At 69.2% G+C, this 24718-nt stretch carries 36 protein-coding genes; 33 read left to right on the top strand and 3 right to left on the bottom strand.

Translation table 11 applies throughout. From position 1 onward, the window contains the following. The first annotated feature begins 5 nt into the window (after positions 1–5). The 9 genes from AB0K34_RS11105 to AB0K34_RS11065 all read left to right on the top strand — a co-directional run bounded on the left by AB0K34_RS11105 (position 6) and on the right by AB0K34_RS11065 (position 4303). Complete coding sequence (locus AB0K34_RS11105) at positions 6–464, top strand: hypothetical protein (RefSeq protein WP_364547526.1); 459 nt, start codon at positions 6–8, stop codon at positions 462–464. Continuing rightward, positions 461–1843, top strand: coding sequence for a phage/plasmid primase, P4 family (locus AB0K34_RS11100; RefSeq protein WP_364547523.1), 1383 nt, complete (start codon positions 461–463; stop codon positions 1841–1843). The genes AB0K34_RS11105 and AB0K34_RS11100 overlap by 4 nt, the downstream gene beginning before the upstream one ends. Positions 1844–1988: 145 nt before the next feature. Further along, positions 1989–2180: a hypothetical protein gene (locus AB0K34_RS11095; RefSeq protein ID WP_364547520.1), complete on the top strand. Its 192-nt coding sequence runs from the start codon at positions 1989–1991 to the stop codon at positions 2178–2180. Positions 2181–2183: 3 nt separating this feature from the next. Then, positions 2184–2639 (top strand): single-stranded DNA-binding protein, encoded by a 456-nt coding sequence (locus AB0K34_RS11090; protein ID WP_364547517.1) that lies wholly within the window; start codon positions 2184–2186, stop codon positions 2637–2639. Positions 2640–2693: 54 nt separating this feature from the next. After that, a complete protein-coding gene (locus AB0K34_RS11085) occupies positions 2694–2816 on the top strand; it encodes a hypothetical protein (protein ID WP_364547515.1) in 123 nt (40 codons plus the stop codon). Then, positions 2813–3196: a hypothetical protein gene (locus tag AB0K34_RS11080; RefSeq protein WP_364547512.1), complete on the top strand. Its 384-nt coding sequence runs from the start codon at positions 2813–2815 to the stop codon at positions 3194–3196. Before AB0K34_RS11085 ends, AB0K34_RS11080 begins: the two co-directional genes overlap by 4 nt. Continuing rightward, on the top strand, positions 3193–3891 hold the full coding sequence (locus AB0K34_RS11075; RefSeq protein ID WP_364547509.1) for a hypothetical protein: 699 nt from the start codon (positions 3193–3195) through the stop codon (positions 3889–3891). The genes AB0K34_RS11080 and AB0K34_RS11075 overlap by 4 nt, the downstream gene beginning before the upstream one ends. Next, entirely contained in the window at positions 3888–4109 is a 222-nt protein-coding gene (locus AB0K34_RS11070; protein WP_364547506.1) for a hypothetical protein, read from the top strand. The genes AB0K34_RS11075 and AB0K34_RS11070 overlap by 4 nt, the downstream gene beginning before the upstream one ends. Beyond that, on the top strand, positions 4106–4303 hold the full coding sequence (locus tag AB0K34_RS11065) for a helix-turn-helix domain-containing protein (RefSeq protein WP_364547503.1): 198 nt from the start codon (positions 4106–4108) through the stop codon (positions 4301–4303). The genes AB0K34_RS11070 and AB0K34_RS11065 overlap by 4 nt, the downstream gene beginning before the upstream one ends. A 95-nt stretch (positions 4304–4398) precedes the next feature. Here AB0K34_RS11065 and AB0K34_RS11060 read toward each other — a convergent pair whose 3' ends face one another. After that, on the bottom strand, positions 4399–4731 hold the full coding sequence (locus AB0K34_RS11060; protein ID WP_364547500.1) for a hypothetical protein: 333 nt from the start codon (positions 4729–4731) through the stop codon (positions 4399–4401). A 564-nt stretch (positions 4732–5295) separates the two neighbouring features. Here AB0K34_RS11060 and AB0K34_RS11055 point away from each other — a divergent pair. From AB0K34_RS11055 to AB0K34_RS10940, 24 genes are all read left to right on the top strand, one after another. Further along, complete coding sequence (locus tag AB0K34_RS11055; RefSeq protein WP_364547497.1) at positions 5296–5658, top strand: hypothetical protein; 363 nt, start codon at positions 5296–5298, stop codon at positions 5656–5658. Beyond that, positions 5648–7318, top strand: coding sequence for a hypothetical protein (locus AB0K34_RS11050; protein ID WP_364547494.1), 1671 nt, complete (start codon positions 5648–5650; stop codon positions 7316–7318). The genes AB0K34_RS11055 and AB0K34_RS11050 overlap by 11 nt, the downstream gene beginning before the upstream one ends. A 13-nt stretch (positions 7319–7331) precedes the next feature. Continuing rightward, positions 7332–8672 carry a phage portal protein gene (locus tag AB0K34_RS11045; RefSeq protein WP_364547491.1) on the top strand — a complete coding sequence of 447 codons (1341 nt, stop codon included), beginning with the start codon at positions 7332–7334 and terminating at the stop codon, positions 8670–8672. Next, positions 8672–9424 (top strand): hypothetical protein, encoded by a 753-nt coding sequence (locus AB0K34_RS11040; protein ID WP_364547488.1) that lies wholly within the window; start codon positions 8672–8674, stop codon positions 9422–9424. Before AB0K34_RS11045 ends, AB0K34_RS11040 begins: the two co-directional genes overlap by 1 nt. A 59-nt stretch (positions 9425–9483) precedes the next feature. Beyond that, positions 9484–10044 carry a hypothetical protein gene (locus AB0K34_RS11035; protein WP_364547485.1) on the top strand — a complete coding sequence of 187 codons (561 nt, stop codon included), beginning with the start codon at positions 9484–9486 and terminating at the stop codon, positions 10042–10044. Positions 10045–10087: 43 nt separating this feature from the next. Then, on the top strand, positions 10088–10957 hold the full coding sequence (locus AB0K34_RS11030) for a hypothetical protein (RefSeq protein WP_364547482.1): 870 nt from the start codon (positions 10088–10090) through the stop codon (positions 10955–10957). 3 nt (positions 10958–10960) lie between these two features. Further along, positions 10961–11383: a hypothetical protein gene (locus tag AB0K34_RS11025; RefSeq protein ID WP_364547479.1), complete on the top strand. Its 423-nt coding sequence runs from the start codon at positions 10961–10963 to the stop codon at positions 11381–11383. 14 nt (positions 11384–11397) lie between these two features. Further along, entirely contained in the window at positions 11398–11736 is a 339-nt protein-coding gene (locus AB0K34_RS11020; RefSeq protein ID WP_364547476.1) for a hypothetical protein, read from the top strand. Between the two features lies 1 nt (position 11737). After that, the gene (locus AB0K34_RS11015; protein WP_364547474.1) at positions 11738–12079 is read left to right on the top strand and encodes a head-tail adaptor protein; all 342 of its coding nucleotides are present in this window, start codon (positions 11738–11740) and stop codon (positions 12077–12079) included. Further along, positions 12079–13005: a hypothetical protein gene (locus tag AB0K34_RS11010; RefSeq protein WP_364547471.1), complete on the top strand. Its 927-nt coding sequence runs from the start codon at positions 12079–12081 to the stop codon at positions 13003–13005. The genes AB0K34_RS11015 and AB0K34_RS11010 overlap by 1 nt, the downstream gene beginning before the upstream one ends. Continuing rightward, the gene (locus AB0K34_RS11005; protein WP_364547468.1) at positions 12996–13625 is read left to right on the top strand and encodes a hypothetical protein; all 630 of its coding nucleotides are present in this window, start codon (positions 12996–12998) and stop codon (positions 13623–13625) included. Before AB0K34_RS11010 ends, AB0K34_RS11005 begins: the two co-directional genes overlap by 10 nt. Continuing rightward, positions 13618–14271, top strand: a complete 654-nt coding sequence (locus AB0K34_RS11000; RefSeq protein ID WP_364547466.1) for an FkbM family methyltransferase — start codon at positions 13618–13620, stop codon at positions 14269–14271. The genes AB0K34_RS11005 and AB0K34_RS11000 overlap by 8 nt, the downstream gene beginning before the upstream one ends. Further along, positions 14268–14636, top strand: coding sequence for an HK97-gp10 family putative phage morphogenesis protein (locus tag AB0K34_RS10995; RefSeq protein WP_364547464.1), 369 nt, complete (start codon positions 14268–14270; stop codon positions 14634–14636). The genes AB0K34_RS11000 and AB0K34_RS10995 overlap by 4 nt, the downstream gene beginning before the upstream one ends. Next, positions 14633–15043: a DUF3168 domain-containing protein gene (locus AB0K34_RS10990; RefSeq protein WP_364547461.1), complete on the top strand. Its 411-nt coding sequence runs from the start codon at positions 14633–14635 to the stop codon at positions 15041–15043. The genes AB0K34_RS10995 and AB0K34_RS10990 overlap by 4 nt, the downstream gene beginning before the upstream one ends. 84 nt (positions 15044–15127) lie before the next feature. After that, entirely contained in the window at positions 15128–15553 is a 426-nt protein-coding gene (locus AB0K34_RS10985) for a phage tail tube protein (RefSeq protein ID WP_364547458.1), read from the top strand. An 8-nt stretch (positions 15554–15561) separates the two neighbouring features. After that, positions 15562–15963: a hypothetical protein gene (locus AB0K34_RS10980; RefSeq protein WP_364547455.1), complete on the top strand. Its 402-nt coding sequence runs from the start codon at positions 15562–15564 to the stop codon at positions 15961–15963. A gap of 68 nt (positions 15964–16031) precedes the next feature. After that, positions 16032–16265 (top strand): hypothetical protein, encoded by a 234-nt coding sequence (locus tag AB0K34_RS10975; RefSeq protein ID WP_364547453.1) that lies wholly within the window; start codon positions 16032–16034, stop codon positions 16263–16265. Between the two features lie 3 nt (positions 16266–16268). Then, the gene (locus AB0K34_RS10970) at positions 16269–18662 is read left to right on the top strand and encodes a hypothetical protein (RefSeq protein WP_364547450.1); all 2394 of its coding nucleotides are present in this window, start codon (positions 16269–16271) and stop codon (positions 18660–18662) included. Then, on the top strand, positions 18659–22033 hold the full coding sequence (locus AB0K34_RS10965; RefSeq protein ID WP_364547447.1) for a hypothetical protein: 3375 nt from the start codon (positions 18659–18661) through the stop codon (positions 22031–22033). Before AB0K34_RS10970 ends, AB0K34_RS10965 begins: the two co-directional genes overlap by 4 nt. Positions 22034–22077: 44 nt before the next feature. Next, on the top strand, positions 22078–22557 hold the full coding sequence (locus tag AB0K34_RS10960; protein ID WP_364547444.1) for a hypothetical protein: 480 nt from the start codon (positions 22078–22080) through the stop codon (positions 22555–22557). 8 nt (positions 22558–22565) lie between these two features. Further along, the gene (locus tag AB0K34_RS10955; RefSeq protein WP_364547442.1) at positions 22566–22871 is read left to right on the top strand and encodes a hypothetical protein; all 306 of its coding nucleotides are present in this window, start codon (positions 22566–22568) and stop codon (positions 22869–22871) included. A gap of 1 nt (position 22872) precedes the next feature. Next, complete coding sequence (locus AB0K34_RS10950) at positions 22873–22995, top strand: hypothetical protein (RefSeq protein ID WP_364547439.1); 123 nt, start codon at positions 22873–22875, stop codon at positions 22993–22995. Positions 22996–22997: 2 nt separating this feature from the next. Next, entirely contained in the window at positions 22998–23876 is an 879-nt protein-coding gene (locus AB0K34_RS10945; protein ID WP_364547436.1) for a peptidoglycan recognition family protein, read from the top strand. Positions 23877–23881: 5 nt separating this feature from the next. Further along, complete coding sequence (locus AB0K34_RS10940) at positions 23882–24049, top strand: hypothetical protein (protein WP_364547433.1); 168 nt, start codon at positions 23882–23884, stop codon at positions 24047–24049. Positions 24050–24197: 148 nt separating this feature from the next. Here AB0K34_RS10940 and AB0K34_RS10935 read toward each other — a convergent pair whose 3' ends face one another. Both AB0K34_RS10935 and AB0K34_RS10930 read right to left on the bottom strand, forming a co-directional pair. Beyond that, positions 24198–24407 carry a hypothetical protein gene (locus AB0K34_RS10935; RefSeq protein ID WP_364547431.1) on the bottom strand — a complete coding sequence of 70 codons (210 nt, stop codon included), beginning with the start codon at positions 24405–24407 and terminating at the stop codon, positions 24198–24200. Then, positions 24400–24705: a hypothetical protein gene (locus AB0K34_RS10930; protein ID WP_364547428.1), complete on the bottom strand. Its 306-nt coding sequence runs from the start codon at positions 24703–24705 to the stop codon at positions 24400–24402. The genes AB0K34_RS10935 and AB0K34_RS10930 overlap by 8 nt, the downstream gene beginning before the upstream one ends. Positions 24706–24718 lie beyond the last annotated feature (13 nt).

Genomic DNA, 24718 nt, shown 5'->3' with positions numbered 1-24718 from the left:
CGCAAATGCGGCGCCTCTGCGCCCAAGCCGCCCAGCTCGTCAACGACCTCGACAGCCAGCGCGCCCGTGAGGCCGCAGCGTTCGAGGAGGGCTACCGCCTCGCCTTCGACGCCGGACGCGATGTCGGCTACCGGCAGGCCGAAGCCGACATGCAAGCCGCGTGGAAGCCGATCGCGGCCAGCGTCCGCGACATCCCCCGGCAGATGCAGGTCAACGAGAACCGCCGCAAGCCCGTCGACACGATCCCCTGCTACTGCACGTACCGCGGAGGCTTCTACTGCAAGACCCTCGTGGACGTCCCCGCCCGCGTCGACTACCGCCACGTGCTGTGCGCCACCCACGCCCCAAAGACCGCGTGCCAGCAGCACCGCCAGATGGACGCGTGCGCGTACCGGGCGAAGCTGATGGCCACCCAGCGCCCCGAGTTCACCGGACTCAGCACGGCGAAGGAGGACGCGGCGTGACCACCCCCACCAACGACGCCGAGGCCGACGAGTCGTGGCCCTACCCAGAACCCCACCGCGGACAGCTCCGCATGGCCGAGCGTCTCGCCCACCGCTTCGCCGGGCGGCTGCTCCACGCCCACGGCATCGGGTGGCACTACTGGGACGGCGCACGCTGGGCCCTCGACAAGGACGGCGCCGCCACCCGCGCAGTCGTCTCGATCGCCAAGGCCGCACTCAGGGAACTCGCCCACCTGCCCAAGGGTGAGGCCCGCAACGACCTGTTCACCGACATCAAGCGGATCGAGTCCGCGTCCGGGATCCGCGGCACCCTGGAGATCGCCGGGTCCCTGCGGCCCCTGTCAGCCGCCGCCGACCGCCTCGACGCCGACCCGTTCCTGTTCAACACCAAGACCGGCACCCTCGACCTGCGCACCGGGGAAGTCAGGCCCCACGCCCCCGCAGACCTGATCACCAAGGTTGCCGGGTGCGGCCTCGACCTCCACGCCCACGGCCCCGTCTTCTCCAAGTTCATCGCCGAGATCCTCCCCGACGATGAGGTCCGCCGGTTCGTTCAGCGGCTGTTCGGCTACGCCCTGCTCGGCCAGGTCCGCGAGCATGTCCTCCCGATCTTCACCGGCGTCGGCAAGAACGGGAAGTCCACCCTCCTCGACGTCGTCAGCGAGGCCCTCGGCGACTACGCCATCTCGGCCGAGCCGGACCTCCTCGTCGACAAGGGAGGGGCGCACCCGACCGGGCAGGCCGATCTGCTCGGCGCGCGGCTCGCCGTGTGCTCCGAGACAGACAAGGGCCGCCGACTGGCCGCCGCGACCGTGAAGCGCCTCACCGGCGGCGACAAGGTCCGCGCCCGCAGGATGCGTCAGGACTTCTTCGAGTTCGACCCGTCCCACACGATCATCATGGTCACCAACCACAAGCCGGTCGTGTCCGGCGACGATCCCGCCATGTGGCGACGCATCTTCGTGGTGCCGTTCGACGTGGTCGTGGAGACACCGGACCCGCGCCTGCCCGAGCGTCTCGCCCTGGAACTCCCCGCCGTCCTCGCGTGGGCGTTCGAGGGATACCGCGCCTACGAGGAACTGGGCCTGGAAGCGCCTGAGAAGGTCCAGCAGCGCACCGATGCGTTCCGGTCAGAGTCCGACACCCTCGGCCGGTTCCTCGACGAGCGGACCGTCTCCTCACCGCACGCCCACGTGCGTGCCCGTGACCTGTTCACCGAGTGGTCGCAGTGGTGCCACCAGTTCGGCGAGGAGGCCGGGACGGAGAAGGCGTTCGCCGAAGCGATGGGCCTGCGAGGGCTCCAGAAGAAGAAGACCGCCCAAGGGATGGTGTACCGCGGGGTTGGTCTGGCCGCCAACGACGACAGCGACGAAGCGTGAAACGCGCTGACCTGCAGAAGTGCAGGGTTGTGCAGGGTTCAGACAAACATTCCATACGCACATGCGCGTAGGGGGATAGAAAAACCCTTCACAACCCTGCACAGAACGGCATTCGGTCAGCCCCAGCAGGGACGGTGAACCACCCATGAACCCCCGCGAAACCGCAGACGCCGACCTCCGCACCGCCGTCGATGACCGCTTGAACGCCCGCCGAGAAGCAGCCCGCCAGAAGCGGGACCGCCTACAGCGCACCTACCGAGACAAGACCACCCGCCGCACCGCCGGCCTGAAGGCCAGGCACGCCCGCAAGCTCAACCGAATCAGCAAGGAGAACTGACCCATGGCCGGAGACACCACGATCACCCTCGTCGGGAACCTCGTCGAGGACCCGAACCTCCGCTTCACCCCGTCCGGGCAACCCGTCGCGAACTTCCGCGTCGCGTCGACCCCGCGGTTCTTCGACCGCCAGTCCGGCGACTGGAAGGACGGCGAAGCGCTGTTCCTCACCTGCAACGTCTGGCGGCAGATGGCCGAGCACTGCGCCGAGACCCTCACCAAGGGGATGCGCGTCATCGTCCAGGGCCGCCTGAAGCAGCGCTCGTACGAGAAGGACGGGCAGAAGCGGACCGTCTTCGAGATCGAGGTCGACGAGATCGGCCCGTCCCTCCGCAGCGCCACCGCGAAGGTCACCAAGGCCCAGCGGAGCAACCAGCCGCAGCAGTCCGGCGGGTTCGGCGGATCCCCGCAGGCCGACCAGTGGTCGAACCCGCCCCAGGACGACCAGCCCCCGTTCTAACCCACTGAGGCCCCGCCCAGGGCGCTCCTGGGCGGGGCGAGAAAGGAACTACCCATGCTTATCTCCCTGCTCACCCTCGCCGCCGTCATCCTGTTCAGCTTCTCCGCCGCAACGGTCGTCGTCCGCTGGTCGACCGTCTACAGCGAGTACCGCGCCCACCGCCGGGAGGACTCGTGACCACCCGCGAAGAGATCAGCCTGCCGCGACAGATCGTGCTCGACCTGGTCAAGAACGCGATCCTCCGCTGCCCCACCCAGGGCAACAACCCGGCCCTCGCCGACGCGATCTCCACCGTCGCGGACGCCGGCGCCAAGCAGGGATACCGAACGTCCCAATGGCTGATCGACGCCCGCAGCGCGTGGATGCTCGCCCACGTCTCCGAGGCCGGCGCCGTCTACGAGCCTGGCGAAGAACGCGAAGTCGCGGTCATCGTGCAGAACGGCGTCCGGGCGGCCCTGGAACGCGAGACCCCGACCACATGCCGGGCCATGCGGAAGCTCGTTGAGCTCGGAGACATCACCCTCGACCAGCCCGAGACCTCGGAGGTGCTCCCGTGACTGGGGATGACATCTACAGCGCGTTGTCCGAACTCCGGGACCGGATCCCGCGCCTGAACGTCGCCCTCGCCGGCGGCACGCCCCGCCGCTGGACACAGCGGGACCTCACCCCCGACGAGCGCCGCCGCCGCAGCTACCAGGACCGCGAAGACCGCCGCGCGAAGGACGCCAACGCCCGGCTCGGCTTCTACGGCGTCGGGGACTCCCGCGCCCCCATCAACCTGTCCGCCCTCGACGCCCTCGACGCCATCCGCAAGGGCGTCCCGGAGATCGAGGGCGCCGTGTGCGAGTGGCTCGGCCTGACCCCCCTCGCCGGCGCGTCCCCCGGACAGAGGATCACCCGCGTGATCGGGCTGCTTCGCCGCGTCGAGACCCTCCCGGAGCTGGCCGCCTACGTCCACACCGAAGCGACCCGCCTCAACCGGTGGGCGCGTTCCGCCCTCGGCGAAGCGGAGACGGTGCACCGCCTCACTGCCCGCTGCCCCATCTGCGGCGCCGTGTCCCTCCGCGTGTTCCTCGAACGGGAGATCGTCGCCTGCGTGAACGACGTCTGTATTTGCGACGACCCCGACTGCGGATGCGACCCGCAGCCCCCTCGACGGCCGCGCCGGCACCGCTGGCCCCGCAAGCAGTGGGAGATCCTCGCCCAGATCCTTGACCACGACGACCTCACCTCGCAGCAGGAGGCTTCGTGAAGGTGCAGTGCGCCCACCCCGACGCCGTACCGGTGGTCAGCGGCGGGCAGACGGTCGCCGGGCTGTGCCCCGGATGCGACGGGCAGCTTCCCGCCGCGTGGTTCACCTGCGACCACAGCGACACGATCGAGGTCACCGCGCTGGATCAGCGTTACCCGCAGTACCTGTGCCTCCAGTGCGACGCAACGTTCGCCGGGTCGGAACCGGTGATTCCGTGACCACGGACCTGTACACCGCAGCCGAGGCAGCCGACGAGGTAGGCGTCTCGGTGAACACCGTCTATAGCTGGGTGCGCAGGAAGCACCTCGTTCACGCGGGCAAGCGAGGCCGAGCCAAGCTGTTCCGCCTCAGCGACGTATTCGAGTGCGAGAAGACACGACAGCAACGGAATCCGAAGAACCGAAACCCCTGATACGCTGAGACCGCAAGACTTCGCAGCTACAGCGGAGCCATGCCCACAACCCACTCCCCGAAGGTCCGGCCGATGCTGCCGGGCCTTTCGCGTTGTCAGCGGCTCTTGTACCCCGCATCAAGGCACGCCTGAGCGAACGCGTCCGCCGCGATCTTCCACGCACCCGGCGACCCGTCCGCCGCACGCCCCAACGCCTGCGACATGTCCGCTATCCGATTCGTCTGCGACTTAGGCGCCCACTTGGCCACCTTGTTCGCCAGCGCCACACGCGCATCCTGCGTCACCGCAGACGGGTAGCCCTCAGCGAAGTCCTGACATGCGAGATTCCCCGCATCGTCCAGCTTGGCCGGGTCCGTGGCCTCAGCCTCACCACCACACCCCGCCAGCGCCAGCGCACACACGAGAGCAACCACCCCGTACTTCAGCATGGGGGGAGGGTAGACACACCACCCCCACCCCCACGCTGGTACGGCCGCACCCGGCCACCCCAGGTGAGGCAGGGAGACACCCAATGGCCAAGCCTTGGCGCACCGCACCACTACCACCCGACTGGGCACAGCGACGCCGAGCCGTACTCGAACGAGACGGATGGGCCTGCCAGATCCAAGGCCCGCGCTGTGTCGGCCGAGCCAACGAGGTCGACCACACAGGCGCCAACACAGACCACCGACTCCACATGCTGCAGGCAGCCTGCGCGCCATGCCATGCAAGCAAGACAGGCCGGGACGCCCGCGCCCGGCAACCCAACCGAGCCCGAGACCCTGAACCTCATCCAGGTCTGATCACACCGAGTGACTGACGGGGTGGGGAGGGCCCCGGCCGGCAGGGGTGGCAGCACGGCGGGGTTAGCAAGGCGCGGTGCGTACGGGTCACAGCCCCCAGGGGGCTCACTGAGCGCGAACGAGGTTCAGGGGGTGCCGATGCCTGGGATGGGGCCTCCTCCGGCCGAGCAGAAGCGCCGCCGGAACGCTGACACGTTCGAGGACAGTGCCGTGACGGTCCCTGCCGGGGCTGAGGTGGACGCTCCGCCGCTGCCGGGCGCTGACGGGTACCTGGAGCAGACCCGGACCTGGTACGAGACGTGGTGCCGGGCTCCGCAGGCCGCTCTGTTCACCCCTACCGACTGGCAGAGGCTCCACATGCTGGCGCCGCTGGTCGAGGAGTACTGGCAGAAGCCGTCTCCGAAGCTGATGGCGGAGATCCGGATCTCTGAGTCGCTGCTCGGCGCGACCCACGTGGACCGGATGCGGGGCCGGATCAAGCTCGGCGATGACAAGCCCAGGTCCGCCGCGCAGGGGAAGGGCGTGGCGGACCTGTCGGCGGCGCGGCGGAAGCGCATGACGGATGCCTCGTGAGCTGGTGTACGCCCCAGACCACGACCGGGACCGTTCGTTGGGGCATCTGGCGTGGGCGTGGGTCGAATGGTTCTGCGTCCACGGTCCCGGCGACGTCCAGGGCGAGGAAGTGGAGCTCGACGGCGAGTTCGGCGGGTTCCTCGTCGATGTCTACGCCGTCCGGGAGGGCGACGGCCGCCGCATCTACGACTCGGCGGTCATCAGCCGCGGGAAGGGCCGCGCCAAGTCGGAGCTGGCGGGGTTCATTGGGCTGTTCGAGGCGTTCGGGCCCTGCCGGTTCGCCGGGTGGGCCGAGGGCGGCGAGGTGTTCGAGTGGCGGGACTTCCGGTACCGCTTCCAGCCGGGCGAGCCGATGGGCCGGCCGGTCACCTACCCGTTCGTTCGGTGCTTGGCGACCGAGGAAGAGCAGTCCGGCAACACCTACGACAACATCCATTTCAACCTGACCGAGGGTCCGCTCGGTGAGGATCTCCCGACCGGTGCGGCCGGGGTGACGCGGACGTTCATTCCCGGTGGTGGGGAGATCCGCCCGTCGACCGCGTCCAGTTCCAGCAAGGACGGCGGGAAAGAGACCTGCACGATCTTCGACGAGACGCATCTGTACGTCACGCCGGAGCTGCGGCAGATGTACAAGACGGTTGACCGGAACTGCCGGAAGCGTCGGGACGCGCAGCCGTGGGCGTTCCAAACGACCACGATGTACCAGCCTGGCGACAACTCGGTGGCAGAGAAGACCCACGAGCGCGCGAAACTGATCGCTGAGGGCAAGAGTCGGGCGGCTCGGCTGCTGTACGACCACCGTGAAGCGCCCGCGAAGGTGGACCTGACCGACCGCGAGGAGCTGCGGGCGGCGCTGCGCGAGGTGTACGGGCCGTTCGCCGACGCATTGGACCTTGACGGGATCATCGAGAACGAGTTCTGGAATCCCGAGAAGGACGTCGAGGAGTCCCGTCGCTACTTTTTCAACCAGCCGACCGCTGCGCGGGACGCGTGGGTGACGCAGCCGCAGTGGAAGGCGTGCACGGACGCAACCCAGGTGGTGGAGGACGGCGCGCACATCGCGATGTTCTTCGACGGGTCCACCAGCGACGACGCGACCGGCCTCGTCGGCTGCCACATGGAGACCGGGCATCTGTGGACGATCGGTGTGTGGGAGAAGCCGCAGGGGCCGGCGGGGAAGGGCTGGCGGGTCAACCGCGTCGACGTTGACCGGGCGGTCCGGCAGGCGTTCGACCGGTGGGACGTGTGTGTGTTCTTCGCTGACGTCCGGGACTTCGAGTCGTACGTCGATGCGTGGGGCAACGAGTTCGGGCGGGGCCTGCTGGTCGAGGCGACCACCGGGAAGTACCGGCACCCGGTGGCGTGGGACATGCGGGCCCGCGACAAGGAGTTCACCGAGGCCGTTGAGCGGATGCTCGTCGACATCAAGGCCGGTGACCTCACCCATGACGGGGGTTCGGCGCTGACCCGGCATGTGCTGAACGCCCGCCGGCGGCCGAACCAGTACGGGGTGTCCATCAGCAAGGAGTCCCGCGAGTCGCCGAAGAAGATCGACCTCGCGGTGTGCGCGGTCGGAGCACGGATGGCACGTCGGCAGGGGCTGGCGTCACCGAAGTGGAAGCGGCGGAGCCGCAAGACCGGCAAGGCGTCGTTCATCTGATGGGAGGGCCGGAGTGCCGCTGAGCGAGACGGCCGCAACTGAGCGGGTGAAGGAGCTGCTGGAGTACCGGCAGGCTGAGCGGGGCCGCCTGGAGCGGATCAGGGACTACCTCCGCAACGATCCGGACTGGCGCCCGTCGTGGCTCCCATCGTCGGCGCCGTCCGAGGTGCACCAGTTGGCGCGCATCTCGCGGGTGCGGCTGCTGCCGTTCGTGGTGAATGCCCGGTCGCACGCCATGTACGTCGACGGGTTCCGGACGCCGCGTTCGGCGGACGATGTCCCCGCGTGGGACGTGTGGCAGCGGAACCGGTTCGACGCCCGGCAGATCGGGGTTCACCGGTCGGCGCTGGCGTACGGCGCGGCCTATGCGACGGTGCTCCCCGGCGAACCGGTCCCGGTGATGCGTGGCGCGTCGGCGCGGCACATGACGGCGCTGTACGGCGACGACGATGACTGGCCGCGGTTCGCACTGGAGAAGCGCAAGTCGGGGTGGCGTCTGTTCGACGAGGAGGCGGTGTACGTCTTCGACGGCGCCGCGGACGGCGAGGCGCTGCGGTTCCTCGGCTACAAGCTGCACGGCGCCCAGATGGACGGTGAGGCCGTGTGCCCGGTCGTGCGGTACCGGGACACCGACGACCTGGACGACCCGGTGTCGGGGATCGTCGAGCCGCTGATGGACCTTCAGGACCAGATCGACGTCACCACGTTCGCCCTGCTGGTCGCACAGCAGTACGGGGCGTTCCGGCAGCGGTACATCCTCGGTTGGGCGACCGAGTCCGAGGAAGAGAAGCTCAAGGCGTCAGCGGCGAAGCTGTGGACGTTCGAGGACCCGGACGTCAAGGTCGGTGAGTTCAACCAGACCGATCTGAAGGGCTACATCGACAGCCGTGAGGCGACGTTGCGGCACCTCGCCACGGTCTCCGCGACTCCGGCGCATGAACTGCTCGGGCAGCTCGCGAACCTGTCCGCTGAGGCGCTTGCGGCGGCCGAGGCCGGATACCGGCGCGCTGTCACCGAGAACCAAACGGTGCTGGGCGAGTCACACGAGCAGGCCCTCAACCTCGTGGCGTCGTACATGAACATGGCGCCGGACCCGTCCGCGTCGGTGCGGTGGCGTGACACTGAGTCCCGTTCGCTGGCGCAGACGGTGGACGCGCTCGGGAAGCTCACGCAGATGCTGGGTGTGCCTCCGCAGGAGCTGTGGGAGCGAGTTCCGGGTGTCACCGATCCTGAGTTGGAGCGGTGGAAGGCTGCGGCGGCGCAGGGTGACGCGTTCGCGAACCTGACGGCGGTGCTGGAGCGGCAGGCCACACCCGAGCGCGAACCGGAAACCGGGACGCCCGAGGCCGCGTAATGGCACGGACGGCTGAGGGCGCGGCGCTGACCCGCGAGCATCAGCGGCGGCAACTCGCGATCCGGGCCGCGACGCTGCGGGACCTGGCGCTGCTCTGGCCGACGTGGGAGACCGGGAACATCTCCGAGTTCAGCGCGTTCATTCAGCTCGCCGAGGTGCTGCTGAACGCACGGCACCAAGACTCCGCCGGCCTCGCCGCCGCGTACTTCACCGCGTTCCGACGAGCCGAGGGGATCCCCGGCGAGATGACACCGAAGATCGCGCCACGCCTGTCGCTGGCGGAGATCGCCGCGAACCTCCGCGCGACCGGGCTGGCCGGGACGCTCCGGGCATTGCGTGCCGGCTTCTCACCGCAGGCCGCGGCACGGTCCGGGTTCGTCCAGGCGTCCGGGTCCGCTGGGCGGCTGGTGCTGAAGGGCGGCCGGGACACGATCGTCCGGTCAACCGACGCCGACTCTCGTGGGGACGGCCTGTCGATCCGGATCCCGTCCGGCAGCCCGTGCGCCTTCTGCCGGACGATCGCGGGGAACGGGCCGCAGAAGATCCGCAAGTTCGAGGCGCACGACCACTGCGGATGCACGGTCGAACCGTTCTACGAGGGGTCGAAGGTCCCGGCGGCGAACGAGCGGTACGAGCGGGAGTACGTCGAGGCGCAGAAGTGGGCGCGTGAGAACGACGTCCAGGCGGTCGGCACCGAGAACGACGGGATGAACAACTACCGCGCCTACCTCGCGTCGAGGGCGGGCGCTTGAAGCCAGCGCCACCGGCCGCGCTTGGAAAGGCCGGGTCACCACTCCAGCAGGAGGAACCAGTGTCCGGAGAAGGCACCACCACGCCCGAGGGCGGAAGCACCACCTCCACGCCGGCACCGCCGGCGGCTACCACGTTCAGCCAGGCCGACGTCGACCGCATCGTGGCCGACCGGCTGAGGCGTGAGCGGGAGAAGTACGCCGACTACGACGACCTGAAGGCCAAGGCCGCTGAGGCGGACACGTCCAAGAGCGAGCTGCAGAAGCTCACCGACCGCGTCACCGCGGCGGAGAAGCGCGCGGCGGACGCCGAGGCTCGGCAGTTGCGCGCTGAGGTCGCGCAGGCGAAGGGCCTGACGGCGGCACAGGCGAAGCGGCTCACGGGCTCCACCAAGGAGGAGCTCGAGGCCGACGCCGACGAGCTGCTGGAGGCGTTCGGCGGCAAGAAGGGCGACGCCAAGCCGGACGACAAGCCGGACGGCGGCGAGAGCGACGACGCAGGCGCGGCGATCTTCGGTCGCCCCAAGGAGCGGCTGACGCCCGGCGCAGCCCCCGACAAGGAGCCGGAGAAGACCGGCGAGCAACTGGCCGACGAGGTCTTGAAGAAGGCCCGCGGCTTCTAGCCCACGACGGCGGGACCGTCGTGACGAGTGAGGAGAAAGCACCATGGCGGTTCTGACCGCGCAGGGCATTTCGAGCCTGGCTGTGAGCCTGCTCGTCCGGCAGCTCGCCCTGCCCATGACCGTGTCCCGGATCCCCGGCCCCGAGTTCAGCGGCGACAACGGCGACACCATCACCGTCCGCGTCCGCACCCCGCGGGCCGCGCGCACGCAGGCGAACCCCGGCGACCCGATCACCTACGACGCGCTGAACGAGACCGCGGTGAACGTCGAACTGTCGCACCTCTACGACGCCACCCGCCTCACCGACCAGGACCTGTCGCTGAACCTGGTGGACTTCGGTGTCCAGGTCACGCAGCCGCAGACCGCGTCGGTGGCGATCGGCGCTGAGGACAAGCTCGCTGCGGCGATGAACGCTGTGGCGGCCGACGACTCGTTCGCCGCGACCGCTTCGGCGTCCGACACTGACGGCGCGATCCTGGCCGCGCGTGAGGCGCTGTCGGAGGCGGACGTCCCGGCCGGTGACCGGTACCTGGCGTGCGCGCCGGACATCATCACCCGGCTGCTGAGCGTGGACAAGTTCGTCCGCGCGGACGCGATCGGGAACGGCACCGCGATCCAGACCGCGACCATGGGCCGTATCTACGGCTTCACGGTCGTGGAGTCCAACGGCCTCACCGCCGGCACGGCCGTGGCGTACCACCAGTCGGGGTTCGTGTTCGCGAACCGCGTGCCGGTCCCGCCGCGCGGTGTGGCGCCCAGCCAGGTCGGTACCGCCACCACCGGCGGCATCGGGCTGCGGACGCTGTTCCAGTACCAGCCGGACAACATGCGGGACGCCTCGGTCGTCTCCACGTTCGCCGGCGCGAGCGTGGTCGACGCCGACCGCGTGTTCAAGCTGGACACCGGGTCCTGACCTGTGGCCGCGCTCATCACGTTCGCTGACCTGACGGCGCGGCCGGGGTTCGACAACGCTGACCAGGCGGAGGCTGAGGCGGTCATCACCGACGCCTCCGCCCTGGTCATTCAGATCGCTGACCTTGCCACTCCGTGGACGGCGGACACCGTCCCGGACGTGGTGGTGCCGGTTCTGGTGAACATGGTGCGGCGCGGCCTGTCGAACCCTCTGGGCCTGTCCGGTGAGCAGCTCGGCGACTACGGGTGGCAGGCGCAGGGTGGCGGCGCGATGGGGCTGTACGCCACCCGGCAGGAGAGGGCGATTATCCGGCGGGCGGCCGGGACGCTCGGCGCGAAGAACGCCACCCTCGACTCCGACCTTCCGCTTCCGGCGTGGCGGGGTGCCGGGGCCGGGTTCGAGAACGAGTTCCTGGACTCCCTGTGAATGGAGGTGCGGCCATGACGGTCGCGTACCGCAACACCCGGACGGGCAGGGTCGTGCATCTGGCCGGGCCGCTCTCGTCGATGGACCGCTCGAAGCGGTGGGAGCTTCTCACCGACGCCGAGGCTCAGGACGCTGCGGCGGGTTCGGGGTCCGGACCGGCGGCCCCATGGCCCACGCCGAACCCTGACCCGAACGGCCCGTTCGACCCGTCCGAGCACACCGTCACGCAGGTGAACGAGTACCTCGCGGGTGCCGAGCTCGGGGAGCGGGAGCGCGTGCTGCAGGCCGAGGCCGATGGGCGTGGCCGGCGCGGGATCCTGTCGGGCCCGTACTCGGACCTGACCGGGGCCTGACATGGGCATCGGGCACCTGCTGAACCGGACGCTGACTGTGTGGCGCCCGGACGTCACCGGCGACGGCTCCGGCGGGCAGACCGTCGCCCTCGTCGAGGTCGGGGAGGTGCCCGCGAAGGTCGACCAGCCCACGGCGGTCGAGCGGCAGGAAGCCGATCAGTGGGGTGCTGAACACTCCCACACCGTCTACTTCGATCCGTCCGCCGATGTGGCGCGTGGCGACGAACTACGCGGAGGCGGGCAGACGTTCCGGGTGCTGGCGACGGTACAGCCGTCCCGTGGGACGTACCTGAAGGCACCGGTGACGCTAGTGCAGTCGGAGCCTGGAGTGGCCGGGTCGTGATGCGCGTTGTGCTGCTCGGCGCCCCAGTGCCGATCGAGGCGGACTCGTGGAAGAACGACATCGCTGACGGGTGTGAGGCCCTCGGCTGGACGGTGACGCACCTCCCCGCCCGCAGAGTCCATGTCACTGACGTGGTGCGAGCTTGCAAGGGCGCTGACCTGTTCATCTGGGCGCGCACCCACGGCCACGACCCGCGAGGTGACGCCGCGGCGATGCTCCGCCGGATCGAGGACGCCGGGACCGCCACGATCGGGATCCACCTCGACCTGTACTTCGGCATCGCCAACCGCGTCGAGCGGGTCGGCGCGCAGCCGTGGTGGACATGCCAGTACGTGTTCACCGCAGATGGGGGGCACCAGGAGGAGTTCACCGCGAGGGGTGTGAACCACTTCTGGTGCCCTCCGCCGATCGGGATCCGGTGGCTCGGCCGCGTCGACCCGGTGCCGCGCATGGCGGCGAACGTGGTGTTCGTCGGCGGGAACGTCGCTGGGATCCACGGTCAGCACCGCAAGGAACTGCTCGCATGGGCCAAGCGCCGGTACGGGCACGGCTTCCGGTGGGTCGGTCGCGCCAATGACCGGGTCGTCGGGGCGGAACTGTCGGAGCTGTACGCGTCGGCGCGGGTCGTGATCGGCGACAGTGCGCCGGCCGCCTTCTACTGGTCGGATCGGGTTCCGCGCACGCTCGGGCGGGCGGGGATGCTCGCCTACCCGGACACGCCGGGTCTGGACGAGCAGGGACTCACGGCCGAGACGATGCTCCGGTTCGAGCGGGGCGACTTCGAGCACTTGGGCGAGCAGATTGACGCCCTCACCGACGCACGCCGGCGGGAACTGACCGATAACGCGCTGACCGTCATCTCCGAGCGGCACACGTGGCCGACCCGGTTGCGGGAGATCGAGGGGACGGTGTTCGGGTGCGCGTGATCATCGCCTGTGCGGGACCTCAGACGAAGTGGAAGAACCACCTCGGTGTGCCGTCGCATCTGGTGCCGGTGGATGGGGAGCCGCTGCTTCACCGAACGATCCGGCAGGCCCGCGCCGTCTGCAGAGACGTGCACGTCACCGCCCCTGACGATGACCGGTACACGGTGCTGGGCGTGTCCCGGCATGTGCGCGGCCCCGAGCACGACAACGAGTACGTCTCGACGCGGGGCCTGTGGAACGACACCGGCCGGACGGTTCTGCTGCTCGGCGACGTGTACTTCACCGACGTCGCCATAGCCCGGATCGTGTACCGGCCGGAGCGGGAGTACCGGGTGTTCGGGAGGCGCGGCGGTTCCAGCGTCACCGGCACGCCGTGGGGTGAGATCTTCGCCGCGTCGTGGTGGCCCGAGCAGCACGCCCTGCTCGATGAGCATCTGTCCCGGATCGCTGGGATGGACAAGGCCGGGTGGCGGCTGCTCCGCAGTGTTCAGGGCACTGACCTTGACCGGCATGTGACCCGCCGTCCCTGGTTCGTGAAGATCGACGACGCGACCGACGACATCGACTTCCCCGCCGACTACGAACGGCACCCCGCGACCGGGGAGGCCGTCCGTGGCTAACGTCTTCCACGCCTTCCCCGCCCTGCTCGACCGCCTCGACGTCGAGCCGCGCGCCCTGATCCACGTCGGCGCGCACCACGGCGAGGAGCTCCCCTTCTATCAGGCCGCCGGTTTCGCGCAGGACCAGGTCACTCTGGTGGAGCCGAACCCGGCGGCTGCCAGCCTCCTACGCACGTCGTTTCCCAGGGCGCGCGTGGTGGAGTGTGCGTGCTCTGACGAGCCGGGTGACGCGGTCCTGCACGTGATGCACCGAACCAACGTGTCGACTCTCGTCACCCCGGACCGGCGCGACCGGGTCACCAGAACCGTCCGGGTGAAGGTTCGCGTCCTCGCCGAGATTCAGGCTGAGACACCAGCCCCGCCGAATGTCGTCGTCATCGACGCGCAGGGCTTGGAGTTGGCGGTGCTGCGCGGCGCTGATCTGGCCGCTGTGGACCTCGTAGTCGTCGAGACATGCACGGTCCTGGATCGCACGATGGCGTCCGGCTACGGCGACGTGAGCGCGTTCATGGCGGATGCAGGGTTCGTCGAGGCTGACCGGTGGACGCGGGATCTGGACTGGGTGTCGCGGTGGGCGCGCGGCCGGCGGCAGCGGCCGACCGGCGGCGAGATCCGCGACGTGGTGTTCGCGAGGGAGGCGTCATGACTGAACGGGTCACCATCGAGGGCCTGGACGAGCTCCACCGCCGCCTGGAGGAAGTCGGCGAGCAGATCCGCGAGGCCGCGGGGAAGGCCATCAAGGACTCTGCGGAAGCCGTCCGCGACGACGCACGCGAACAGGTCCGTGTCGACACCGGCCGCATGAAGCGGGGCCTGAAGGCGTTCGTGAAGAAGGCCGACCTGTCAGCCGAGGTCGGTTGGCGGGACCCGGACCTGTACTACGCGAAGTTCCACGAGTTCGGGACCACGCGGATCCCGGCGAACCCGGCGCTGACTGCGGCGGCTGAGGCCGAGCGGAGCCGCCTCCCCGACCGGATCACCGAAGACGTGCGAAGGGCGATCGGACGATGACCGTTCCCGTCACCCCGCTCGGCCCGATCCAAGAGGCCGTGTACGACGTGCTGACCGGAGACGCGACCCTCACGGGCCTGATCGAGGGCGTGTTCGATGAGATCCCCGAAGGCACCCCGTACCCGTACGTCGTCATCGGCGAGGCACTGGAGCAGCCCGACAACTCCCATGACCGGTTCGGTCGGCAGACGGTCCTGACGCTGCACGTGTGGACTGACTACCGCGGGTTCTCCAAGGCCACCGAGATCACCTCTCGGCTGGTGTCGCTGCTCGACCACCAGCCCCTGACGATCCCCGGTCACCACCACGTGTCGACCCGCTACGAGTTCTCCCAGACCCTCCGTGACCCGGAACCGCACGTGCGGCACATCCCCATCCGGTTCCGAGTGATCACCGAACAGGTCTGATCCCGACCCGCTGACCCGACCCGATAGCGCCAGGCTGCCGGGTCTTTTTCGTGTGCGGCGACGCCGCCCAAGCAAGGAGGAAACATGGCCGGCATCGACGGCTTCGGGACCGCACTCCAGCGCGGCGACGGCGCCACCCCGACCGAGGTGTTCACCACCATCGCGAACGTCACGTCCATCAATCCGCCGTCGATGGAGCGGGAGACGCTCGACGTCACGGCGCACGACACCGCGAACGGGTGGCGCGAGTTCGTCGGCGGTCTGAAGGACGGCGGCGAGGTTTCCGCGGACGTCAACTACGACCCGGCCGAACACGACGTCCTGGTGGCCGACTTCGACGACGAGAACCCCCGGAACTACCGGATCGTGTTCCCCGACCCGGACGCCACGACCTGGTCGTTCTCGGCGATCCTGACCGGCTTCGAGCCGGAGGCGCCCTTCGACGACAAGCTGGCCGCGTCGCTGACCTGGAAGGTCACCGGCAAGCCGACCCTGACGGACGAGAGCTGAGGCCCGGCATGGCACTCACGCAGGAGCAGATCCTCGCCGCCCTCGACCGAGCCGAGGTCGAGACCAAGGAGGTCACCATCCCGGAGCTTGGCGGGACGGTCATCGTCCGGGAGATGCCCGGCAACCTCCGCAACCGGATGGAGGCCACGTACGCCACCATCCGCAACGGCGGCGACTCCAAGGCCCTCGACAAGATCACCGCGCAGATCGTGGCGGTGTGCACGGTCGACGCGGGCGGCCGGCCCATCATGACCACCGACCTCGCCACCCGGATCGTGCAGAAGACGCCGAAGGCCGCGTTCCGGATCCGTGACGCCGCCCTCGAACTGTCGGCGACCGACGAGGACGACGTCGAGGCCCTCGCCGAGGTTTTCGACGACGCCCGGAGCGCCGATTCCAGTTCCGACTAGCGCTCGCTCTGGGCTACACCGTCGCTGAACTACTCGACCGGATCAGCTCCAGCGAGCTGACCGCGTGGATGGCGTACGAGCGGGTCGCCGGGACGCTCGGCCCCGAACGCGGGGACCTCCACGCCGGGATCGTCGGGTCCACGATCGCGAACGCGAACCGCGGCAAGGGCAAACGGGCCGCGAAGGTCACCGACTTCATGCCCCGGTGGGACAAGCCCGTCCAGACCTGGCGCGACCAGCTCGCCGTCGTGAAGCAGCTCAACGCCTCCCTGCGGGGCTCCGACCTGACGAGGAAGGGGTGACTGGTGGCGGTTCTGGCGAACCTGCTGGTGAAGATCGGCATCGACGCGGACAGGGTTGATCAGGGCCTTGGTCGTGTCGGCGGGTTCTTCGAGAAGCACGGCGCGAAGATGGCGGCGGCGGGTGGTGCGCTGGGCGCTGCGGGCGGTGTCGCGCTCGTCCAGGGTCTCCAGGCCGGCATGGAGAAGGAGGCCCTGGGCGACAAGCTCGCGGCGCAGCTCGGCGCGACGGGCCCGGAGGCGGCGCGGCTCGGGAAGGTCGCCGGGAACGTCTACAGCCAGGGGCTCGGTGAGGGCCTCGACCAGGTCCATGACGCGGTCGGCGCCGTGGTCTCCTCGATCGACGGGATGCGTGGCGCCAGCGACAAGGCCGTGCAGTCCATGACGACCAAGGCCCTGAACTTGGCCAAGGCGTATGAGATCGACGTCAACCGGTCCATGCAGGTCGTGGGACAGGCCGTGCGGACCGGGCTGGTGAAGAACGCCAGCGAGGGCGTGGACCTGCTTGCAGCCACCTTGCAGAAGGTCCCCGCGAACGTCCGTGAGGACGTGGTCGACGCGATCGACGAGTACTCGCCCTACTTTGAGGCGCTCGGGATCAAGGGGCAGGACGCGTTCAACCTCCTGGTCAAGGCGTCCGAGAAGGGCGCGTTCGGGCTGGACAAGACTTCAGATGCCCTCGCCGAGTTCCTGAAGCGCGCCACGGACATGGGCAGCGCAACGGGGCAGGTCTACAAGGATCTCGGCCTGAACCAGAAGAAGATGACTGCGGACCTCCTCGCCGGCGGGGATCGCGGGGCCGCCGCGTTCCAGAAGATCATCGGTGGTCTCCGTGGGATCAAGGATCCAACGGACCAGTCACAGGCCGCGATCGCCCTGTTCGGGACCCAGCTCGAAGACATCGGGCTGGAGAACATTCCGGGGTTCCTGGCGAGCCTGGATTCCACGCAGGACAAGCTCGGCGACACCGCCGGCGCTGCGGATCGGCTCGGGCAGACCCTCAACGACAACGCCGCAACCGGCATCGAGTCGTGGAAGCGGAAGACCGAGGGTGCGCTGGCGTCGCTGGCGAACACCAACGGCGTCATGGGCGACACCGCGCAGGCAGCGACAGGGATCACGCAGGCCCTCGCCCCGATGGGTGCGGACCTGGGCGGGCTGGCGCTGACCGCGCTCGTCGCCGGGAAGGGCATCAGCGGGTTCGCCTCCAAGGCCGGGGGTGCGCTGAAGACGGTCGGTTCCGGGATCGGCACGGCCGCCTCGACGGTCGGCCGCGGGGCCGCGCAGATAGCCGCTTCGGCGGGCCGGGCGGCGCTGTCGGTCGCCAAGCTCGGCGCGTCGGTTGTGGCCACGGGCGCACGCATGGCCGCGACGGCGGCGATGGCTGCCGGCCGGGTCGTGGCCGCGTGGGCGCTGATGGGCCTTCAGGCGCTCCTGAACGCCGCGAAGATGGCGCTCTCCTGGGTCATCGCGTTCTGGCCCGTGCTGCTGGTGGTCGCGCTGGTCGCCGTCGTCGTGGCGCTGATCATCAAGTACTGGGATCAGATCGTGAAGTTCTTCACCACGACGCTGCCCGCGTGGCTGCGCGCCGGATTCAACTTCATCATCTCGGTGATCAAGTGGGGCGCGAAGGTCGGGTTCTTCGGACCGGTCGGGCTGATCATCGCGCACTGGGGGAAGATCAAGACGTTCTTCACCCAGACGGTCCCGGCGGCTCTGCGCGCGTTCGGGTCGTTCGTGGTGTCGATCATCAAGAAGGCCGCGCAGTACGGGTTCCTCGGACCGGTCGGGCTGATCATCGCGCACTGGACGCGGATCAAGAACTTCTTCATGGTCACCCTGCCCAATGGGGTGAAGGCGGGCGCGACCCGCGTGGTCGGGTTCATGCGGTCGCTGCCGGGACGTATCCGGTCGGCGCTCGGGAACCTCGGTGGGCTGCTCGTCCAGGCTGGCCGCAACGTCGTTCAGGGGCTCATCAACGGCATCACCTCCCGGTTCGGTGCCCTCGCGTCCAAGGCACACGAGATGGCGTCGAAGATCCGGAACGTGCTGCCGTTCTCTCCGGCGAAGGAAGGCCCCCTCTCTGGCCGAGGCTCCCCGGAGCGGGCGGGCCGGAAGATCGGCGCGATGGTTGCCGCTGGGATGGACCGCAGTACAGGCGCCGTCGCCGCCGCCGCGGCGGGCATGGCCGGGGCTGCTGCCGTCAACGCCGGCGGCATGGGTGCTGCCGGGATCAACGCGGTCACCCCGGCCGGGGTCCGCGCTGCCGCTGCGGGCGGTCTCCCCCCGATCGTGATCAAGGGCGACGGGTCCCACATAGCTAGCGCTCTCATCGAACTGCTGCGCGCCGCGATCGCCGAGTCCGGCGGCGACGTCCAGAAGACGCTCGGGAGGTCATGATGGCCCGGTTCCCCCTCGACGACCGGTACGAGCTGCTGCTGGGCGGGACATGGACCGACATCACCGGCTACGTCCGCGACGTCGACCCGGTCACCATCACCCGCGGCCAGTCGGCGGAGGCGCAGGAGGCCGATCCGTGCAAGCTGACGTTGAAGCTCGACAACCGCGACGGTAGGTTCTCGCCCCGGAACCCGGTCGGCGCCTGGTACGGGCTGCTCGGCCGCAACACCCGGCTGAGGGCGTCGCTGCCGGGGCCGTCCTACCTGGACCTGCCAGACACCCTCACCGGGTACGCGTCAGCGCCGGACTCGGCGGCCCTGTCGGTCACCGGGGACCTAGACGTCCGGGTCGAGGCCGACCTCGACAACTGGACCGTGGACGCGGACCTCATCGGCAAGGCGCAGCTACCCGCTGGGCAGATTTCGTGGGGGCTGTTCACCCGCACCGACGGCGACCTGACCCTGTACTGGTCCGTAGACGGCACCACCACCGTCAATGCGCGGTCGACGGCGGCCGTGCCGGTGACCGGCCGGGGTCGCCTTGCGGTGCGCGCCACCCTGGACGTGAACAACGGTGCGAGCGGGTGGACCGTGCGGTTCTACATCGCCAGCCGCATCGACGGGACGTGGACACAGCTCGGCGCTGACATCACAGGATCCGGAGTCACCTCGATCTACGACGGCACCGCACCCGTCCAGGTGGGCAAGACCCCGAACTTCACCTTCGCTGGGCGCTCCGGGCGGGTGTTCTCAGCCGAGATCCGCGACGGCATCAACGGAACCCTCGTCGCCTCCCCCGACTTCACTGCCCAGACCGCCGGTGACACCTCCTTCACCGACGACCAGGCGAACACGTGGACGGTGCACAGCCCCGCCGCCCTAAACGACAGGATGTACCGCTTCCACGGCGAAGTCGCTTCATGGCCCGCGACGTGGGACATGTCCGGCGCCGACTCCTATGTGAGCATCACCGCCGCCGGGATCAAACGGCGGCTGACACAGAACGCTCCCACGCTGCGGTCCGCCATGTTCCGGGAGTTCAGCAACCCTGCGCGGGAAAACATCCTCGTGTACTGGCCGATGGAGGACGGGGCGGAGGCCACCCAGATCGCCGCGTCGAACAGTGCGGCCTCTCCGATGGTCGTGACCGGCGCACCTGAACTCGGATCCAACAGCGAATGGACCTCATCGGATCCACTGCCGGTCATGGAATCCGGCCGGCTGACCGGAACCACACCAGGGCACGTCTTCACCGGGGAGAACTCGATCCGGCTGTTCGTATGGGTTCAGGAGAACCCGCCGGTGGAGACGTCGCTGCTGCAGGTGGTGTGTGTCGGCGGGACCGTACGCACGATCGATGTCCGGCTGGACTCGACTGGAGCTCTGCGGACACGCGCCTACGACGCCAACGGGAACAGCCTGCTGGACTCGACGATGGCGTTCAACATGCACACGCTCGGGTTCACCATCCTGGACCTGGAACTGACCCAGTCCGGCTCGAACGTGGCGGGCCGGACCCTGGTCATCGAGTTCACGGGCGGCGACACTATCCGCGATTCGATCCCGATCCTTCCGCACAACTGGACGCTGACCGGGCGGACATTCGGCAGCACCCACCGTGTCACAGTCGGGCAGAACGGCGGGCTCGGGAAGGTCGTCGTCGGGCACCTCGCGGTCGCGGACGCCATCAGCGCCTACGCCAGCACGTCCGCGGCGATGGCCGCGTACAACGGCGAGAACCCCACGAACCGGATGCGGCGCCTAGCCAGGGAAGAGGAGATCGAGTTCGCCGCGGTCGGCATGGCCCGGACGGGGAACCTCGTAACCCTTGGCGACCAGCTCAACCAGACGCTCGTCGAACTGCTCCAGGAAGCGGCCGACAGTGACTTGGGGATCCTGTACGAGCCCCGCGACTTCCTCGGGTTCGCGTACCGGTCCCGGCTGTCGCTCTACAACCAGGACCCGGCGGTCACGCTGGACTATTCGGCCCGGCAGGTCGCCGGGGACCTGACCCCTGTCGATGACGACCGGTCGGTGATCAACGACCTGACGGCGGAACGTGTGACGGGGTCGAGTGTCCGGGCCGAGGAAACCACCGGGCCGCTGTCGGTCGCTGAACCACCGGATGGTGTCGGACGCTACGCGGGGAAGGCGACCCTGTCGCTGGAGACCGACGCCCAACTCAGCGACCAGGCTGGTTGGCGGCTCCACCTCGGTACCGTCGACGAGGCGCGGTTCCCGACGCTGACAGTGAACCTCCGCGCCACCGGCATCACCGACACCATGTACGACCAGATCCTCGGACTGGACGTCGGTGACCGGATCGTCCTGACCGGAATCCCCGCCGGCCTGCCTCCTGATGACGTGTCCCTGCTCGTCCAGGGGTACACCGAGACGCTGAAGCTGAACGAGCACGAGATCACGTTCAACCTTGTGCCCGAGTCGCCTTGGCATATCGGGCAGGTCGACACCGCCGGTTTCGACCGGCTGGACACCCCCGGTTCTGAGCTGGCCAGTCCCGTCGACGCGGACGCGACCACTCTGGTCGTGGCTCCGACACAAGCCGTGTGGTGGACGACCGACCCCACGGACGTGCCGTTCAACATCCGTGCCAGCGGCGAAGTGATGACGGTAACCGCGATCGGGGACGCGGGCGATGACGTGGCGGACGCGTTCAGCGTCACCGTCTCCAACGGGTGGGGAAGCACCGACACCGGGCAGGCGTGGACGGTCGCGGCAGGCGCCGCGAGCGACTTCTCCGCCGCGAACAGCACCGGTGGCGTGATCGCCTCCTCCACCACGGGTGTTGAGCGGGGGATCGTGGTGCCGGTCGGGACGGCCCACCAGTCCGTCCTGTTCCACTCCAACACCAACGTGATCCCGACCGGTGCGGCAATCACGTGGGGCGCATACCTGCGGTGGAGCGACGCGAGTAACTACTACTGGGTTGGGGTGGAAATCGGGCTCGATGCCAGCCTGACGCTGCGGATCCGTAAGCGCGTCGCTGGGACGCTCACACTGCTCGCCTCGGCGGTATCGGCGACCGGGCACGTGACGTCCCCGTGGCGGGTCCTGAAGGCTGAAGCGATCGGGTCGATCATCCGCGCCAAGGTGTGGTCAGCCGCAGACACCGAACCGGCCGGGTGGGAGATCGAGACCACCGACACGGACCTGACGTCCGGTGGCTTCGCCGGGTGCGTGGTGCGCCGAGAGACCGGAAGCACCAACGGCACCAGTTCGGCGTTCGACCTGTTCGCTGCCACACCGCAGGTCCAGCCGTTCACCGTCACCCGCTCCACCAACGGCGTGAGCAAGGCGCAGAGCGCAGGCACCGCCGTGTCTCTCGCCGAACCCGTGTTCGTCGCCCTGTAGGAGGCCGAGTGGGTACGTACCCGAACATCACAGCTGGGCAGCGGATGGACGCTGCGCTGCTGGCATCGATGCTGCCGATCGAGGCCATCAAGTCGGCAGACCAGTCGGTGACCAACTCCACCACCCTCACCAACGACACGGAGCTGAAGCTTCCCGTGGTCAGCGGCGCCACGTATCGCGGTGAGCTGGTGCTCTACTACGTCGCCCCGACCGGGAACGACCTCGACTACGCGTGGTCGGTGCCGACTGACTCGGGAGGCCGGCGCGGGATGATCGGCCCCGACCCGACGACTGGCGCGGTAGTGGACCTATCGGCGATGCAGTCCCGAGTGTCGGGAGCTTTCAACACCGAGTTCACCCTGGGCGGCGCGGGCGGCAGCCACAAGGTGGCGTTCGAGCGGTTCCTCCTCGTCGCCGGAGGAGACGGGAACATCACGCTCCAGTTCGCTGAGAACACCGCCGGAGCGGGGACCTCGGCGACCGTTCTCACTAACAGCCACCTCGTCCTGAAGCGGGTGTCATGACTCTCCCAATGGACCCGCCGGCGACGGCCGCGCAGGTCGCCGAGATCTCCACGAAGCTCGACGTGCTGCTCACCCAGCACACGATGGTGGCCAGTCAGGTGATGGACCACGAGCAGCGGCTCCGGGTGGTGGAGACCAAGCAGACGTCGACCGACGCGCGCGTGAACGACCTGACCAAGCGGGACGACGACCAGGAGGTCAGGCTCCGGGCCGCGGACCGGTGGCGGTACGCGATGCCGCTCGCCGGGATCACCGGGCTCGGCGCGGTCCTCACTGGCGCCGCCGCTCTCATCACTGCACTGCAAGGAGGCTGACATGGAGTGCGTGCTATGCGGGATCGCCTCGTGCGACCTGCCGGACAGCGTCGAGCCCGAGTTGGTCTTCGAGCGCGGCGACGACGGGCAACTGCGCTGCCAGGGCTGCGTGGAGGGGAACTGACCGTGCCGTACCTGACGCAGCTCGCCGCCGTCGCACGCCGCACCGGCTACCCCGTGACCGAGGTTGCCGGGTGGCAGACCCGCGGCCACGGCCCTCAGCCGTCCGTGGAGGGCATCGTGTGCCACCACACGGCCGGGGCGACCGGCGGTGGCGACTATCCCTCCCTCGGCGTGGTCAGGGACGGCAGGCCCGGCCTGGACGGGCCGCTGTCCCACTTCGGGCTCGGCCGGTCCGGGCGCATCTACGTCATCGCCGCCGGGCGGTGCTGGCACAACGCGCCGTCCACCAGCAGCCACCACACCAACAGCGCGTCGCTCGGCATCGAGGCCGAGAACGACGGCCGGCAGCCGTGGCCCGCCGCGCAGCTCGACGCCTACAAGCGGCTCTGCGCCGAGCTGTGCAAGGAGTACGGGCTCTCAGCGTCGAGGGTGAAGGGCCACAAGGAGGTCAACACCCAGAAGCCCGACCCGCACAGCGTGTCCATGGCCGATTTCCGGGCGGACGTCGCCCGGCTCATCACCGGAGAGGACGACATGCAGCTCGACGACCAGGTGAAGTTCCACGACTGGATCAAGAAGCAGTGGCCGAAGGACGCGGGTCTGCAGGACGGCGCGATCTCCGTGGCGACGGCGCTCGCGTCCGGGTACGCGTTCTCCCGCATGGCCTCCGAGAACACCGGGAAGCTGCTGCCGCTGGTGAAGGCCCTCGCCGACCGTGTCGGCGCTCCGGTCGACATCGATGAGGACGCGATCGTGGCGGGAATCCTCGCCGGGCTGTCCCCGGACGCGATCGCGGACAAGCTCGCCACGGCGCTCCCGCAGGACATCGGCGAGCAGGTCGCCGAGGCTCTGGCCGCGCGGCTCGCGGCCGGGAAGGAGTGACCCCCATGGTGAAGATCTCCGCCTACTGGAAGTCGGTCGTCGCGGGCCTGGCGCCCGTGCTCGTCACCGTGCAGTCCGCCGTCGACGACGGCCAGGTCGACGTCGGCGAGGGCCTCGCGATCGCCGGTGCGCTGCTCATCGCGTTCGGTGTGTGGCGGGTCCCGAACCGGTAGATCCCTGTGCGCGCCCTGCTGAGGGGCGAGGGCCGCGCACAGTGTGAAGCCCCGTCCACCTTCGGGTGGGCGGGGCTCTCTTCGTGTTGGTGGGGTGGCCCGGCCGGGAGACGGGGGCTGAGACTCGACCGGCCGGGCCTCCCCGGTCTCAGACGATCTGCCGCGCGATCCAGGACGCCGGGTCCGGTACACCGTCCGGCGGCCGGAACGTGGCCACGCCACCGCGCGGCATCTTGCACCGCCAGGAACCGTCCGGCTGCGGTAGCAGCGTCCCGACGATCCGCCCGTCAGCGTCGATCAAGAAGAACACCCCGGCGCGATCGCTCAACATGTAGTCGCCGATCTTGACGTCAGCCATGGAGCCGGACACCGAGCCGCTGAAGGCTGCCGATGATGTCCACGGCCGCGCCGATGACGTCGTTTGCGTCGGCGACGGGAGTGTCTAGGCAGTCGTGGAACCAGGGCGCGTCCTGGGCGGGAGGCCACGGCCGGACGGAGATCGTGTCGACTGTCTGGTCGGTGGCTGGGTCGAGGATGGCGAGGGTGTCGCCGTCTAGGCGGCTGAGGACACCGCGGGGATCCAGGTTCATCTTCAACGCTGCGAGCCGTGCCGCAGCTTCGTCACGCTGCTCTGCTTCCTGTGCCGGGAAGTTCATCTGCGCAGCGTAA

The organism is Actinomadura sp. NPDC049382, from assembly GCF_040677125.1.
In the GTDB taxonomy this organism is placed as follows: Bacteria; Actinomycetota; Actinomycetes; order Streptosporangiales; family Streptosporangiaceae; genus Spirillospora; species Spirillospora geliboluensis.
Note: the sequence above shows the minus strand (reverse complement) of the source record. Positions and strands in the feature narration are given on the sequence as shown.